The 14,424-nt window shown below is 45.7% G+C and carries 13 protein-coding genes, 1 pseudogene and 1 riboswitch; of the genes and pseudogenes, 4 read left to right on the top strand and 10 right to left on the bottom strand.

The genetic code is table 11. The features are described 5' to 3' along the window. Positions 1 to 136: 136 nt before the first annotated feature. Positions 137 to 1,108: a ParB/RepB/Spo0J family partition protein gene (locus tag OJ16_RS16660; protein ID WP_040992359.1), complete on the bottom strand. Its 972-nt coding sequence runs from the start codon at positions 1,106 to 1,108 to the stop codon at positions 137 to 139. A 7-nt stretch (positions 1,109 to 1,115) separates the two neighbouring features. Continuing rightward, positions 1,116 to 2,333: a ParA family protein gene (locus OJ16_RS16655; protein ID WP_040992358.1), complete on the bottom strand. Its 1,218-nt coding sequence runs from the start codon at positions 2,331 to 2,333 to the stop codon at positions 1,116 to 1,118. 1,255 nt (positions 2,334 to 3,588) lie between these two features. Between OJ16_RS16655 and OJ16_RS16650 the strand changes: the two genes are divergently transcribed. Further along, the gene (locus OJ16_RS16650) at positions 3,589 to 5,559 is read left to right on the top strand and encodes a replication initiator protein RctB domain-containing protein (RefSeq protein WP_040992357.1); all 1,971 of its coding nucleotides are present in this window, start codon (positions 3,589 to 3,591) and stop codon (positions 5,557 to 5,559) included. 269 nt (positions 5,560 to 5,828) lie between these two features. Here the strand turns inward: OJ16_RS16650 and thiE are convergent, their stop codons facing one another. The 8 genes and pseudogenes from thiE to OJ16_RS16610 all read right to left on the bottom strand — a co-directional run bounded on the left by thiE (position 5,829) and on the right by OJ16_RS16610 (position 12,467). Then, positions 5,829 to 6,473: a thiamine phosphate synthase gene (gene thiE, locus OJ16_RS16645; RefSeq protein WP_040992356.1), complete on the bottom strand. Its 645-nt coding sequence runs from the start codon at positions 6,471 to 6,473 to the stop codon at positions 5,829 to 5,831. A 67-nt stretch (positions 6,474 to 6,540) separates the two neighbouring features. Further along, positions 6,541 to 7,359, bottom strand: coding sequence for a hydroxyethylthiazole kinase (gene thiM / locus OJ16_RS16640; protein WP_040992355.1), 819 nt, complete (start codon positions 7,357 to 7,359; stop codon positions 6,541 to 6,543). Positions 7,360 to 7,370: 11 nt separating this feature from the next. After that, positions 7,371 to 8,042, bottom strand: a complete 672-nt coding sequence (gene tenA, locus OJ16_RS16635) for a thiaminase II (RefSeq protein ID WP_040992354.1) — start codon at positions 8,040 to 8,042, stop codon at positions 7,371 to 7,373. 14 nt (positions 8,043 to 8,056) lie between these two features. Next, positions 8,057 to 9,007: an ABC transporter substrate-binding protein gene (locus OJ16_RS16630; protein ID WP_040992353.1), complete on the bottom strand. Its 951-nt coding sequence runs from the start codon at positions 9,005 to 9,007 to the stop codon at positions 8,057 to 8,059. Between the two features lie 23 nt (positions 9,008 to 9,030). Beyond that, positions 9,031 to 9,756, bottom strand: a pseudogene (locus tag OJ16_RS16625) (ABC transporter permease); the annotation flags it as partial. A gap of 67 nt (positions 9,757 to 9,823) precedes the next feature. After that, entirely contained in the window at positions 9,824 to 10,612 is a 789-nt protein-coding gene (locus OJ16_RS16620; RefSeq protein WP_040992351.1) for an ABC transporter ATP-binding protein, read from the bottom strand. Then, complete coding sequence (thiD, locus tag OJ16_RS16615) at positions 10,602 to 11,465, bottom strand: bifunctional hydroxymethylpyrimidine kinase/phosphomethylpyrimidine kinase (protein WP_040992350.1); 864 nt, start codon at positions 11,463 to 11,465, stop codon at positions 10,602 to 10,604. The genes OJ16_RS16620 and thiD overlap by 11 nt, the downstream gene beginning before the upstream one ends. 112 nt (positions 11,466 to 11,577) lie before the next feature. Beyond that, positions 11,578 to 11,688: riboswitch (TPP riboswitch) on the bottom strand. A gap of 305 nt (positions 11,689 to 11,993) precedes the next feature. Then, complete coding sequence (locus OJ16_RS16610) at positions 11,994 to 12,467, bottom strand: hypothetical protein (RefSeq protein ID WP_040992349.1); 474 nt, start codon at positions 12,465 to 12,467, stop codon at positions 11,994 to 11,996. 571 nt (positions 12,468 to 13,038) lie between these two features. On the opposite strand from OJ16_RS16610, the gene OJ16_RS16600 reads away from it, so the two are divergent. The 3 genes from OJ16_RS16600 (at position 13,039) to OJ16_RS16590 (ending at position 14,396) form a co-directional block, all read left to right on the top strand. Next, a complete protein-coding gene (locus tag OJ16_RS16600; protein WP_040992347.1) occupies positions 13,039 to 13,236 on the top strand; it encodes a hypothetical protein in 198 nt (65 codons plus the stop codon). Positions 13,237 to 13,383: 147 nt separating this feature from the next. Next, complete coding sequence (locus OJ16_RS16595; RefSeq protein WP_006711103.1) at positions 13,384 to 13,593, top strand: DUF3283 family protein; 210 nt, start codon at positions 13,384 to 13,386, stop codon at positions 13,591 to 13,593. 86 nt (positions 13,594 to 13,679) lie between these two features. Next, positions 13,680 to 14,396 carry a YebC/PmpR family DNA-binding transcriptional regulator gene (locus tag OJ16_RS16590; protein WP_006711102.1) on the top strand — a complete coding sequence of 239 codons (717 nt, stop codon included), beginning with the start codon at positions 13,680 to 13,682 and terminating at the stop codon, positions 14,394 to 14,396. The last annotated feature ends 28 nt before the right edge of the window (positions 14,397 to 14,424 follow it).

Here is a 14,424-nt window from a genome sequence, read left to right as displayed (position 1 = left end):
AATTTCGTTAAGTATACTTGCTAATCGCGGTGAGTCACCACGAAGAATCGATAGGAAAAGTGAAAAGCAGACAAAGGACACATCGCCATATCAGCAATATGAGGATGAAAAAAAAGCCGCTAAAAGCGGCTTTCCATTATTTTAATTTTGATTCGATGAAATCGAGAATGTCTTGCATCAGCGCGTCATCCACCTTCTTCAGGTTAAGCGCTAAATTCGCGCCTTTACGGCTGTAGCTTACACGGCCTTTCACAAGATCAACCTTGTTACTGACGGCACGTTTACTTGGCGACAATTCTTCTACCCACGCCTCAATCATTTCAGACACGTCTTTCGTGATACGCACAACCCCTTGAGCGTCGCTGCGCTGCCAAGCGTAACCGACGTCATCACGACACTTCTTGAGTAAGATACCCTTGTCTGCGTGGCTCAACTGGCTAAATTGTTTATGCAGTTTAACAATCGTTGGGCGCCCTAAGTCAGCGACGTTAGGGTAAGCTTGAAGCAGTTCTAATGGTAAATCTGCCGCTTTTAATGCGCCACTGACTAGTGCTTCGCTGCACTGGAAAATTTTTGCCAATGCTTTTTGGTCTTCTGCTTCACCGCTTTCTAGCTTAGCCTGCATCTCTTTGCCCTTTTCAAACAAAGAAAGTGGCTTATGCGCATTCGCAACATCCGATAAAAACTTCGCATGATTCGAATTAATATTCTGTGCGACATAGATAAGAAACGGTTTGCCAGCCAAAATACAAGACATTCGACGACGGCTACCATCAAGAACTTCAATCTTGCCGTCTTCACGCATGCGACCAACAGCTGGATACTGTTGGCCACGTTCGCGTAATGTCACTAATACATCTGAAAGCGCATGTTCATTTAAAAATGACTGCTCACGAGCATTCTCAGCAAACACAACCGTTGTTTGTTCAACTTGGTCGGCTTCAATGCGTACCAATTCAAACTCAACCATGTCTTCACCGGCGACGGCTAATTCGATGATTTGTGCTTGTGCTTTAACAGCCTGCTGTGCTTCTTGCGGTGTGGTTGCACGACGTTTATTGGTTTTTCCAAACAGTCTTGCGTTTAAATCTGAAGTTTTAATTGCCATGAGCCCGTTACCCTTGGTTTAGTGAAGACCAGTAACTATGAAGTACTCGTTCTAGTTCTAATGCGCTTTTTTGTACAGCATCTTGTGCTGTTGCAAGGGTCTTTTTACCCCCTTCAAAATCGCTGGTCGTTAAATCAAATACAGTGCTGTAAGTATCTGCACAGGTTTCAAATGCACGGCTACGAGGGATAGTCGCCATCATCACTTGCTCACCGAGCAAATAATTCATTTCTGTCAGTACAGAGACTTGTTTTTTATTATCGTCTTCAAACATTGTTGGCATAAGACGAACAAATTCAAGCCCACTCCAATCTTCTGGGAACATCTCATAAACCGTAGGAAGATGCTGGAAGAAGTTAACCGTTGAAGCCCAGTCTAAACGCTTTGCTGCGCATGGAATCAGTAGCGCATTCGATGCATACATCGCATTCCACACAAGCGGATCAACGTGAGGGCCTGTATCAATCATAATAACGTCAAAATCGTCTGCGATTTTATCAATCAATTTTTCTTTTAGCAGTTTAACGATATCGAGTGATTGGTTTTGAGATAAATTCTGCCACGCTTCTGCGTTAAACATCGCGTCTTCTGGGAACGCAGACACGGTTTTTAAATTCGGATATTGCGTTGGTAGTAAAACGTTTTTATGTAAAAACTCAGAGGTAATTTCGACCCCTTCCGGTACGTTTTCTAGCATCACATCAACCGCCGAATAAATATTATCGTGGTCTGTTAAGCTGATTTGTGGGTTAAGGAACAAACGCAGCGAACCTTGGGGATCCAAGTCGATTAGGCAGATGCGGTAACGCTTATCCAGATTCAATGCCATACAAGCCGCAAGATGAACGGCTGTCATCGACTTACCGGTTCCCCCTTTTTGGTTCTGTACATTGATAATCCAAGGCTTGTTTCCGCCATTATTTTTACGTTCAAAGAATTTCGGCACACCAGCAGCATCCATTAACATGTGTGCTTCTTGCAGCGAAATTGAATAATGGTTCGCGTTGTTTTTAGTAAATTGATGGCCATCTGCCTCCAATTTACTAATCGCATCGTCTAGTTTACGGCGAGTCAAACCTGAGCGAGTTTCCATCAATGCCTTTGACATTGGTGGGAAATGATCATCACTGCGCTCTTCTAATACAATCTCAATGCGGTCTGCTTGGACTTGTGCTGTTTTCTCTGCAAGCTGAATGAGATTCTCTATTGTCTGTTCTCTTTTCATTGCCAAATTCCGTTATTAGTAACTGCCACCATTGTACAGCACTTCCACCAACAGACAATAAAAAGGTGAACGTTCACTTATCGATTAACATCACATTAAAATGAGAAAAATAGTTCGTTTTAATGACAATCGAAAAAATGACGCCATTATTCGCCTTTTTTATTCTTGCCATCTCTTGCCATTGCCTTGATAAACTCCACAGATTTAAACTGTTACAGCGTCACTAATTTACAATGTAAAAAAGTGACTTTTTAGGTATTTCATTCATTTCTCTCGGAACGATTACTTTCTTGCCACAAATTACGGCCTATGTAAATTCAACTTAGCGAATAAATAACGAAAAGCGGCGATTAATAGAAAACAGATCACACAGAGGCAAGAAACCGATGAAATAGCACAAATATAAGTCCCACAGCCGAAAGCATGATCAAGGAAGTCATGGTGATCATCGTTTCGGAGAAAAAAGCGGACTAAGGAAACATGATCAAGGGATTCATCGCAAAATCGGGCAAAGAAAAGATCGCCCTATAAATAGATCCTACTTTGGATCAATGATCAAGGCATTACCGTTACCGGAAGCATGTAAATGTTCGTTCAAATTACGGTAGAATGCAGATGAACACTAGCTTTGCGCCCAATTCATGCCATGTAGACGTCTATTCGGATAACTTACTTGGAAATATAGCGAAAAAGCGCTGGTTCTTGATCATGCTTTCAGGAAGTAAGACGGTACAGCTAGGATGTGGATAACGTTTTTCTATCTGTGTGTTCGATTGAATTGAACCAATAAAAGTCGTGTAAATGAACAAAGTGATCAACTTACCTTGATCATCGTTTCGGAAAAGTGTGTGCTTTTGATATAATGCCGTTCAACTTGAACCAATTCCGTTGATCTTGCTTGTGGATAAGGTGTGCAATGAACATGATCATGCTTCGGTCATGGCATTGATCATTGATTCAGATGTCGGTTGATCATTGTTTCGTACAGATTTGATCATGCTTTCTGCTTGTTTATGATCATCGTTTCGACTAATACATGATCATGTTTTCAGGATCGTTTTTTTTATCTTGTTTATTTACAGTAACTTGCGAGCAAATTTCCCTTCAGATCAATAGATCATATAATCATTTAAGATCAGTTTAATCATAAAGATCAGTTTAAAAGAACAATCAATTTTTCTTTATTTATGATCTCTTTTTCTTTATCCTCACGGAACTATAGCGATATTACGGCTTCTGTGATGCGGATCCAAAAATGAGTTCAGAACAAAAAATATTGATCAAAGCCCCTCGTAGTCACAAGGACGGACATTTATTTGAAGTGTCGGAAATTGCCGTTGACTGGATCGAACAATACCAACATTTCAAAGGCGTAACGAAAAGTATCGTTGAGTTGCTGAACTTGATCTCTTTACGCGGTTTTTCCAGTAAAGATGGCCTGGTGTCCACCACAGAGTTAATCGATGCGACAGATGGACAAATTACCCGTGCGGCAATTCAGCAAAGACTTCGTGCTGCTGTTACCGTGGGGTTATTCAGCCAAATCCCCGTTCGTTTTGAGGAAGGGTTAGCAGGCAAGACAATGCTGCATAAATTTGTTAACCCGAATAAACTCATTTCAGCGCTAGGGGCAACCAGCCTTGTGACTGAAAGTGTCAAACAAACGGAAAAGAAAAAACGGTCTAAAGCGTTGGCTCAAACTCAAGTTAACAAACGTTTACTGAACGAGTATGGCCTGAACACGCCGCCCGCAATGAAAGACGAAGCGGATCAATTTATTGTTTCGCCAACCAATTGGGCGGGTATTATTGATCAAGCGCTCGCGCCCCCTCGCACCCGCAAGAATTATCAGAAATCGATGGTGTCGATCTCTGGAACACGCGCGGTGATCGAAACACGATCGTCAAAAAACATCATGACGGTCGATGATCTCATGACGCTATTTGCGTTGTTTACGCTTACCGTGCAATACCATGATCATCACCAGCATCAGTATCAACTTGATGCAAAGCACGTTCCGAATAAAACCCCACTGTACATTACGGATATTTTGTCGTTACGTGGCAAAAAAGACAGTGGCCCTGCTCGCGATTCTATTCGTGACAGTATCGATCGTATTGAATTTACCGATTTTCAATTACACGAACTGACAGGTCGTTGGCTCAGTGAGAACATGCCAGAAGGCTTTAAGAGCGATCGTTTCCGATTTATAGCCCGTACCATTACGGCATCAGAAGAAGCCCCTACAGAAGGCGCTGACGGTGAAATACGCATAAAACCAAACCTGTATATCCTGGTTTGGGAACCATCATTCTATGAAGAGCTGCTTACGCGGGATTATTTCTTCTTGTTCCCACCAGAAATCCTGAAACAGCACACACTGGTATTTCAACTTTACAGTTACTTCCGTACACGCATGTCACGTCGACATACTGACGTTATGTTGCTGAGTGAGCTCAATCAAAAACTGGCTCGCAATATCGAATGGCGTCGTTTTTCGATGGATCTGATCCGCGAATTACGCCGTTTGTCGGAAGGCAAAGGGGCCGATGATCTTTTTGTCGTCAACCTGTGGGGTTATCACCTAACGATCACAACGTTGATCGAAAAAGGTAAGATCAAAGATTACGAAGTGGATATTAAGTGTGATGTCGAAGAAGTGCTGCGTTACTCACGTGCTCGTACCACGAATGCGGGTAAACGCAACATGGCTCCTACGTTGCCTAACCCACTTCGTAATGAAATGGTGACGCGCAAGCAATTGGATGAGATGTCGCAAATTATTGATGGCGAATTTGAACCGATTCAGCGAAAAGAGCGTTCACCGAAAGGGCATTTAGGCCGCCGCGTGAAACAGCGTAAGCACCTTGTTGAGATCAATGCGGATGAAATTACCATAACCTTATCCAAATATACCTCAGGAGAGGCCCTAGAACGCTCTATAATCGCTTTAGCTGCTATGACAGGGCATTCACACAACTCAATCAAAGAAGAGTGTCTGGAGCTCATAGACAAGCTTGACTGGCTTCGCGTTGGTGATGACAAGATCCCTTACGAGACGTTGAGTAAGATGATTGAACTGTATAACAGTCAAAGTGAGAACAAGCATTTGTCGATTGAACGTCTTATTGCGGGCTTAGCCGTGCGCCGTAAAGTGTGTAAACAAGTGATGGATGGCCACTTGGATGAAAGTGTGTTCCGTGCCTTGGATGAAGTGGCGATTTGATCGAGGTTCATCGCTTAAACGGTGGCTAAATGGCATTGTTGAAAATATAGACAATATCACCACATTCAACTGACAAAGCACTGACATAACCGTCATGAGCAACGCTATGATAAAGGCGAATAGACAACCTTTTGTTCTTTCTAGTAAAACCTGGGAACTCCCTGCTCCCAGTAGATAGGCTCATATTTGTTAGATTCATTGTGAATGTTTTGGCGAGTTCTTTCGAACTCGCTTTTTTTTTGCTTGTTTACTTGCAATGGAAACCGGGCTTAGTCTGTTTCTTCCCCAATCTCACTCGCGTGTTGCATTAAGCTCAACAAGTAAGCTGAAGCGGCTTTAGGATCTTGGGCGTGGCAAATAGCCGATACTATCGCTAACCCTTGCACGCCCGTTTTACACAGCGCGGGAATGTTATTTTCATTAATGCCGCCAATAGCCACGATGGGAAGCGCGGTATGGTGAAGTGCCATTTTTAACCCCTCGATTCCCCAATGTTTTTTGGTGTTTGTCTTGGACGCGGTCGGAAAAATCGCACTCAATCCAAGGTAATCAATGGGTAATGAATTGGCCTCAATCAGTTGGTTTTCATCCTCAATCGATAGCCCTAAGATCTTATGATCGCCAATCAGTTGTCGTGCCAGTGTGACGGGCATATCAGATTGGCCTAGGTGTACCCCATCGGCGTCAACAGCCAGGGCAACATCGATACGGTCGTTGATGATCAACGGTACCCCTGTCCCTTTTAAGAGTGCTTTAACCGCTTGTGCGCGTTCAATAAAAGCACGGATATCACCATGCTTTTCACGCACTTGCACCATCGTAACGCCACCCGCCACAGCTTGTTTGACGACCTGTTTGAGCGTGGTCAAATCTTGCTGATCATCGGTGACCAAATATAAGCGATAAGGGTTCATCTTCGTTCCGTTTTACTCCGTCCCTCCTCGCCTCTTTGTTGGCTAAATAAGGGACGGAAAGAGTTTATTATAGGGAGGCGACGTCTTTGATTTCGGATTGAAACTCGGATTTCAAACGTTGCGATAATGTCGTCGCATCCAATTGGTAAAGCGCATCCAATAGGTTGATTTGCAAACTGCCCGGCCCACGAGCGTGTTCGGCTGCGATCTCCCCCGCAACCCCCAGCACTGCGGCGGCGGCAATTCCTGTCTCTTCTCCAATGGCAGCAAATGCGCCTGTGAGCGCGGTGAGAGTGCACCCCATGCCGGTTACGTAAGGCATCATGGCATGGCCGTTATTGAGCATGACGGTGCTATTTTTGCTGACAACGTAATCCGTTTCCCCCGAGATAACGACATTGGCCTTATACTCTTTGACGAGGAAATTCGCTGCTCCTAAAGCGGCATCACTGCGGTCAAGTGCATCGACACCTTTGCTTTGCGCTTGTTCGCCCGCCAGCGCAATGATCTCTGAAGCGTTACCGCGGATGATCAATTTGTCCGCTCGCTGTGCGATCTGACGAGCGGTTTCGGTACGCAGCGTACTGGCCCCACACCCGACCGGATCCAGCACCACGATCTTTTCATGAATGTTGGCTTGTTCAACCGCAAACAACATTCGTGATATCCACACACTGTCGAGGGTGCCAATATTGATCACGAGTGCGCCTGAGAAGGAGAGCATCTCGGCCATTTCTTGCTTTGAATGCGCCATAATTGGCGAGGCGCCAATCGCCAGCAGTGCGTTGGCGGTATTATTCATTACCACATAATTGGTGATGTTAAGCACTAAGGGTTTTTGTTGGCGCAACCTACTAAGCGCTTGAATGACAAGTTCTGTTACCATCTTTGTTGTCCTTATTGGTTTGGTTGTGCACTGAAGCCTTGCTGCCAAAACGCCACTTCCATACGTGTCGCCGTTTTAAATACTTGAATCAAATTTTGTCCACGTTTGCTCTCGATATCGATGTCTGCCAAGAGTTGATTGAAGTGCTCTGTCCCCTTTGCGACGCCGGATTGGAATTCTTCACTCCCATAAAGCATGAGCCAACTGGCGTACGGGTTGCCTTCTAATACCGTTTGATGATCTTCCAGCAATCTTTTGCCGATGGCGGCGTAACCGATTGAGCATGGCGCGAGCGCGGCATAAAGATCGACGATATCGCCACTCATCCCGGCATCAAGAACGTAGCGTGTGTACGCAACCGTGCCGGCGTCTTCCGCTTCATTTTCGAGGTCGAATTCCGTTAATCCCCATTGCGCACAGTAGCTCACGTGATGAGCTATCTCAGAGTCGAGCAGAGCATGAACACTCGGTAGTGCACGGCGCATATCCTCTAAGGTACGGGCCTTGTATATGGCGAGTGCGTAGGCGCGAGCGTATTGTTTTAAAAACAGAAAATCCTGTTTTAGATAGTGAAGAAAGCACTCGTGAGCTAAGGTTCCTTTTGCCAGTTGCTGCACAAATTCATGTTCGGTGTATTGTTGCCAATCTTGCTGGCTTGCGGCGATTAAATCTTGATACTTCATTATTTTTCCCGTGTTCAATTAAAGCTCGGTACGTAATCTTTCGCTTTAGGCAGTGTTTGAATGATGTTTTGTGAGTACATGAATTTGGCGTAATCGTCGTAACGTTTTAAGTCGACCGCCGACGGACGCAGCGCAAAACGCGTCAATGTGTCATTCCAAGCTCGCTGGTTGAGCTCGTTGTTTAGCGTGTCCGGTGCGTAAGCAACAAATTCTTTCCATGACTCTTTTGGGTGGTTCACAATGTAGGTGGTTGCCTTTGCAAGCGCTTGGTTGAAGGCCTTGATTGCCTCTTTGTCGTAGGTGTTGGCATTGGCGACAAACACCAATTCATCATACGTGGGTACACCGTGCTCTTCGGGATAAAACGCTTTGGCTTGAAAGCCCTCAAGCTCGAGTTGATTGGTTTCAAAATTACGTAAGCCGCCCCAAATAGCGTCCACTTTTCCGGAGGCTAAAGAGGAAGAAAGTGCCCAGCCAATATTGATGATTTCGACCTCGGAAAGCTTGACGCCTTCTTGCGCTAACATGGTGCCGATGGTCGCTTCTTCATTACCCGCAATGGCAATTCCAATCTTCTTGCCTTTTAGTTCACCTAGGCGATCGTTCTTGCCGTTGTCCAATACCATCAGAGTGTTGAGAGGGGTGGCGATCAACGTGGCGGATCGGATCAATGGTAGACCTGCCGCGACATCAATCGTTAGGCTCGGTTGATAAGAGATCGCAAGATCGATCTTACCCGCCGCCACCAGCTTGGGTGGGGTACTTGGATCGGCCGGTTCTTGAATATTGATTTGTAATCCATGCTGTTTGAAGTAGCCACGCTCTTTCGCGATGATAATCGGTCCATGATTCGGGTTAACGAACCAATCTAACATGAGCGTTAGCTCTTTTTCTTGGGCGAGAGCATGAGTTGAAAGCAGCGAAGCAAGCAGCGCTGTGGTACAAAATAATTTCTTTTTTATCATCGATTTATTCCTTTTCGATATTCCTATTTGTTTTCCCAAGGGATGACTTTTTTGAGTAATTTATCGGTGGTGAAATAGAGCGCGATCGAGAGTAGGGCAAGAATAAAGAGCGCTGCGAACATCTCGTCGATGATCATGCGTGCATTGGCTTGCAGCATGAGATAGCCCAAGCCAGCACTAGAGCCAACCCATTCGCCGACAACGGCACCAATGGGTGCAATCACGACGGCAACACGAATACCGGATGCCAACGTTGGTAATGCCGCGGGCAGTTGTATATGACGCAGCTGTTGCCATTTTGAGGCGCCCATTGTTTTCGCAAGATCGAGATACCCCGTTGGGGTATTGCGTAGACCGTCATAGCAACAAGTGGTGACGGGGAAGAAAATGATGATTGCGGCCATGACCACCTTTGAGGCGATACCGTAGCCGAGCCACAGCATCAAGACCGGAGCGATGGCGAATACAGGGATGGCTTGGCTGGCAATGAGTATCGGTAACAACCAACGTTTGAGTGGCTCAAAAAGCAGCATTTGCAACGCAAACAGTAACCCCATAGAAAGGCCAAGTAGCAAGCCAAGCAAAATTTCTTGTGCGGTGACCCAAGAGTGTTTGAGTAATACGTCATAGCGCGAGAATAGCTTACTCAGCACCTCTATTGGGGCGGGCAAGATGAAGCTTGGCATGTTGAATACCACCACGACCAACTGCCAAAGACCCAAAATGACGCTGACACTAATAGCGATACGCAGAGCAGGAGGCGTTTCGCGTTTGTTGCTTACCACGGATTGCTTGGCTGCATTGCATCGGCTTACCTCAGCCATAATCTTTCTCCAGTTGATCTAAGATTGCTTGTTGCAATTGAGCGCATTCACCATCAAGTGTGCGTGGCGGTGAGGATTTAGGGACATTAAGCTGATGAGCTTGAGCGGGCGCTCCTTGCAATACATAAAGCTGATCCGCTAATCGAACCGCTTCTTGGGGATCGTGCGTGATCAGTACCACGGTTTTGTCTGCAAGTAGGGAAGCCGCTAAATTCTGTAATTTGTGGCGTGTGACGGCATCGAGGGCGGAGAAGGGTTCATCCATCAAAACGAGAGGCTTGTCTTGCATCAAGGTACGCGCTAGCGCAACCCGTTGACGCATACCGCCTGAAAGTTGGTCTGGTTTTGTTTCGGCCTGATCTCTTAGCCCAACGTGCTCTAGCAGCTGCAACGCCCGTTGATGAGTATTGTCGCAGTGTTGCGTATTGGAACGTTGATGCTTATTGCGGTTTGGTGTGGCAGAAAAACGTGCGCTGAGGCACACGTTGTCGAGTACATTTAACCAAGGCAACAACAGATCTTGTTGCGCCATATAAGCAATTCGCTGATCAAGCACTTGGTTATCACTGGTCTGCAACTCGCCATGCCAATGGACTTTATCATCCAATAAACCGGCGAGATAACGCAGAATTGTGGTTTTACCGCAGCCACTGCGGCCAAGCAATACGGTCCATTTCTTGGCCGGTATGGTGATGTTCACTTGGGCGAGAGTCGGGATTGCGCTGTCTTTGTATTGCAAACGGGCATTAATGAGTTGAACGCCAAGCGCATTAGCACTCATCGTTATTTTTTCCCACATGCGCATTTGCAAAAAAATGATGTACGGGGCCGTGTCCGTGGCCAACGTTGAGTTCATCGGCATGGGCAATCGCTTGAGTGATATAGGCCTTGGCGAGATGCACCGCGCTTTGCATTGAATGGCCTTGAGCCAGATAGGATGCAATGGCAGATGAAAGCGTACACCCTGTGCCATGGGTGTTGTTGGTCGGAAAACGCGGGGCCGTGATCAGCTCGCAAGAATCCGGCATGATCAGTAGATCGTTACTGTTTTCAGAGTCTTGCAAATGGCCACCTTTCAACAATACCGCTTGCGCGTCGAGTGCCTGAAGACTCGAAATCATGGCGTTCATTTCTGCTTCTGTTTTCGGCACCGGTAGGCCCGTCAGCGCCGCGCCTTCTGGTAAGTTTGGCGTAATGATGTTCGCCAGTGGGATAAGCTCTTGCTTCAAAGTGCTAATGGCTGACTGCTCGAGCAGCAAATCACCGCTGGTGGCGACCATGACAGGGTCAATTACGAGGTATTTTGGCGTGTATTGACGCAGTTTGTTGGCGACAACACGGATGATACTGGCATCGGCCAACATACCGACTTTGACGGCCACAACATTGAGGTCAGAAAAGACCGCATCAAGTTGGCTTTCTACATGATCAAGTGGAATGGGAAAAATTGCGTTAACACCTTGGGTGTTTTGCGAGGTGATTGCGGTGATCACCGAACAGGCGAAGCTTCCGGTGGCCGAGATCGCTTTGATGTCAGCTTGGATACCTGCGCCTCCGCCACTATCTGAACCGGCGATGGTTAATACTATTGGGATGTGTGATGACGATAAATGGGATGGAATTGATGCTGTCATGGTCGCTCCTATTGCATAACGTATAGGAACTGACTTTGACTGATCCACGGAAAGATCGTGGGATAGAAACCGTTGAGGCTAGCTTATCTCTTTGGGCTAGTTCTCGGCCAGTGGCAAAGTACTGATAGTTCCCTACGTCAGTGTTAACTGAATCAGGTTCAACGGGTCTCGAATTTCGATCTCAGCGATTGCAATATATGCAATCGCCCCCCGACTATTAGGTTCGATAGTATCAGCCCTACCAATAAACGACTACTCAATCCTTCGGCTTTAGTGACTAACTTTAAGCGTGATCTCGTTTAAGGTCTTCGATGGCTTTGTTCTGGCTTTGTGGCCTTAGGCCCGCTTGCGGTTTAAACGCCAGCAGTCTGTCGGCCCCACTGACGTGCAGCCCTTTAAAACGACGGAAGCATGATGGAATAAACGGAACGATGATCATAGGCACAAAATAGGCTCAAAATAGGCTCAAAATAGGCTCAAAATAGGCTCAAAATAGGCTCAAAATAGGCTCAAAATAGGCTCAAAACCTCAATGAAATCGCAATGATCCTTGATCATGCTTTCGGTCTTCATTCCAAGCGTGAGCAGCCATAAACTCTACGTGCGTTTCAATGATTTGGTGTGATTCGTCCAGCCAACTCGGCTGTCGTTGCTGGTTGCAAAACTCTAAAGCCAGTACGGTTAAGTGCTGTAAACGCTTCATTGACCAGTCTTTGAGTTCAAGATCAGCAAGAGGCTGGCTGACCGTTGCTTGTAATTTACCGTGTGCCAACTGCAAGAATTGGTACGCCAGGGCGGGATCGTGATAGCGAAAAGCATGAAAGATACGCAAGCAGCCATCAAGCCAGCAAGCGATCGCTTTGCTTTGCATGTCGGTGATCTCAGGTCCCCAAACCGTGTTAGGGGCATTAAGGATCAAATGTTGAAGGTGTTCTTCTTGATCATGCTTTCGGGTTTTATACCAAATGCTGATCTCGTCTACCCACGAATCTAATGTCATCATGCTGTATCAACCAACTGTTTTACAAAATGATTTGGCCCGATTTGATCACTACCTTGAGTGATAATGGTATTGATCGCACGTATTTGATTGGCCTCCATAGAATAGTTTGGTTCAGTTTCGACGAAATGGCCAAATGGAAGATCGGGATCCCACTTCGCCGAGTATCATTTTTGATCCTCCCTAAGCCCTAAGCGAAGTCAAAGCTTTGACGTTGACGGCGGTCGATAATGATCAGTACTCGTTAATTTGGTGAGCAGATAAGTTTGCGACAAAAAAGTGAATGCGCTCGTAAAATGAGGATGGGCAGAGAGAGGAGGAAGAAAGGAGACTGGAAGCGGAATATGATGGTTATTTGTTCGAAGGATGATCTAGAACAAGGCTCGTATTCTCAGGGTGAGCTTTTAACTGTACTGCGCAATTTCACTGGGCGCAAAGCAAAAAATGGCAATTATCAATACTCTTTTTTGAAGTATTAGCAATATCACATTCTCGAACGAATCTACTTAACAAGTGAGCCTACTGTTTGCTAAAGATTAAGGCGTCCCTAGCATGGTTTTTTTCGGAGGCTCCTATGTCCATTAATTCTATCGACCATGATGAAATGACGAGTATTGCAAATAAGTGGGACTTCACGGAAGAAGTTAAATCATTAAACCCCGATTCTGTTGTTAAAACTGCTCAAGCTCGCCGCCGCATTGAAATGCTGCGTGAGATTCGTGAAAGCGGTCTAACATTTGAAGAAGCAAGAGAGCTCGGCATTCTACACTAAGCAATCAGTTGTGTATTGTAATCAGAGGAGTGGCTAAACAGTAAGCCACTCTCTCTTGTTTTTGACGTCATCACATTTTCTTTTCTCAACATTTCCTTTTGGTGTGGTATATTTCCGCTTTGTATTTTTTTGGTTCGAGATCTTACTATGTCGGTGAATTTGTCGCTGCTGCCCGCAGATGAAAAAAATAAGGTTGAGCTAGATAAGCAAGCCTCATTTTTAGTGTGGAAGCTTCGTGAGGCGAAATCTGGCCCCGAAGAGATAGTGCAACAGGCGAACCAACTGGTTGATGAAGCAGAACGCACTTGGTTTATGCAAAGTGTTGAGAAATACAAACGAATGATGGGCATTGCGTGACCCAAAGCAAATGAGGCTAAATTGAAAAGCCGTCATTTTTTGCTAGAATCCCTCGCATTAAATTGAAAATTAGAGAGAACATCCCAATGGGAAGAAGTTTTGAAGTGCGCAAAGCCTCTATGGCGAAAACAGCAGGCGCAAAAATTAAAGTTTATTCCAAGTACGGTAAAGAAATTTACATGAGCGCTAAAAATGGCGGTTCAGATCCTGATATGAACCTGTCATTGCGTCACTTGATCACGAAAGCGAAAAAGGACCAAGTTCCTGCGCACGTTATCGAGAAGGCACTGGATAAAGCAAGTGGCGGCGGCGGTGAAGATTACCAACCAGCTCGTTACGAAGGTTTCACTCCTGGTGGCGCGAGCGTAATCGTTGACTGTCTAACTGACAACGGTAACCGTACATTCCAAGATGTTCGCCAATGCTTTGTGAAAACAGGCGCTAAAATTGGTGTTGCAGGTACAGTATCTCACATGTTCGATCACCAAGCTGTATTCCAGTTTAAAGGTGAAGACGAAGAAGCAGTACTTGAAGCGCTAATGATGGCGGATTGTGATGTTGCTGATATCGAACTAGAAGATGGCGTGATCACTGTTTACGCACCTAACACTGAGTTCTTCAAAGTGAAAACGGCGCTAGCGGCTGAATACCCAGAGCTAACGCTAGACGTTGAAGAAATCACGTTCGTACCTCAAACGTACACAGAAATCTCGGCAGATGACCAAGAGAAATTCCAGAAGTTCCTAGACCTTCTAGAAGACTGTGATGACGTTCAGCAGGTTTACCACAACGCTGAAGTTTAATCTTCACGTTGAATTGGTACGAAAAAGG

The sequence above is a fragment of the Vibrio renipiscarius genome (assembly GCF_000827885.1).
Lineage (GTDB): Bacteria > Pseudomonadota > Gammaproteobacteria > Enterobacterales > Vibrionaceae > Vibrio > Vibrio renipiscarius.
This window is presented reverse-complemented; position numbering and strand designations above follow the sequence as displayed.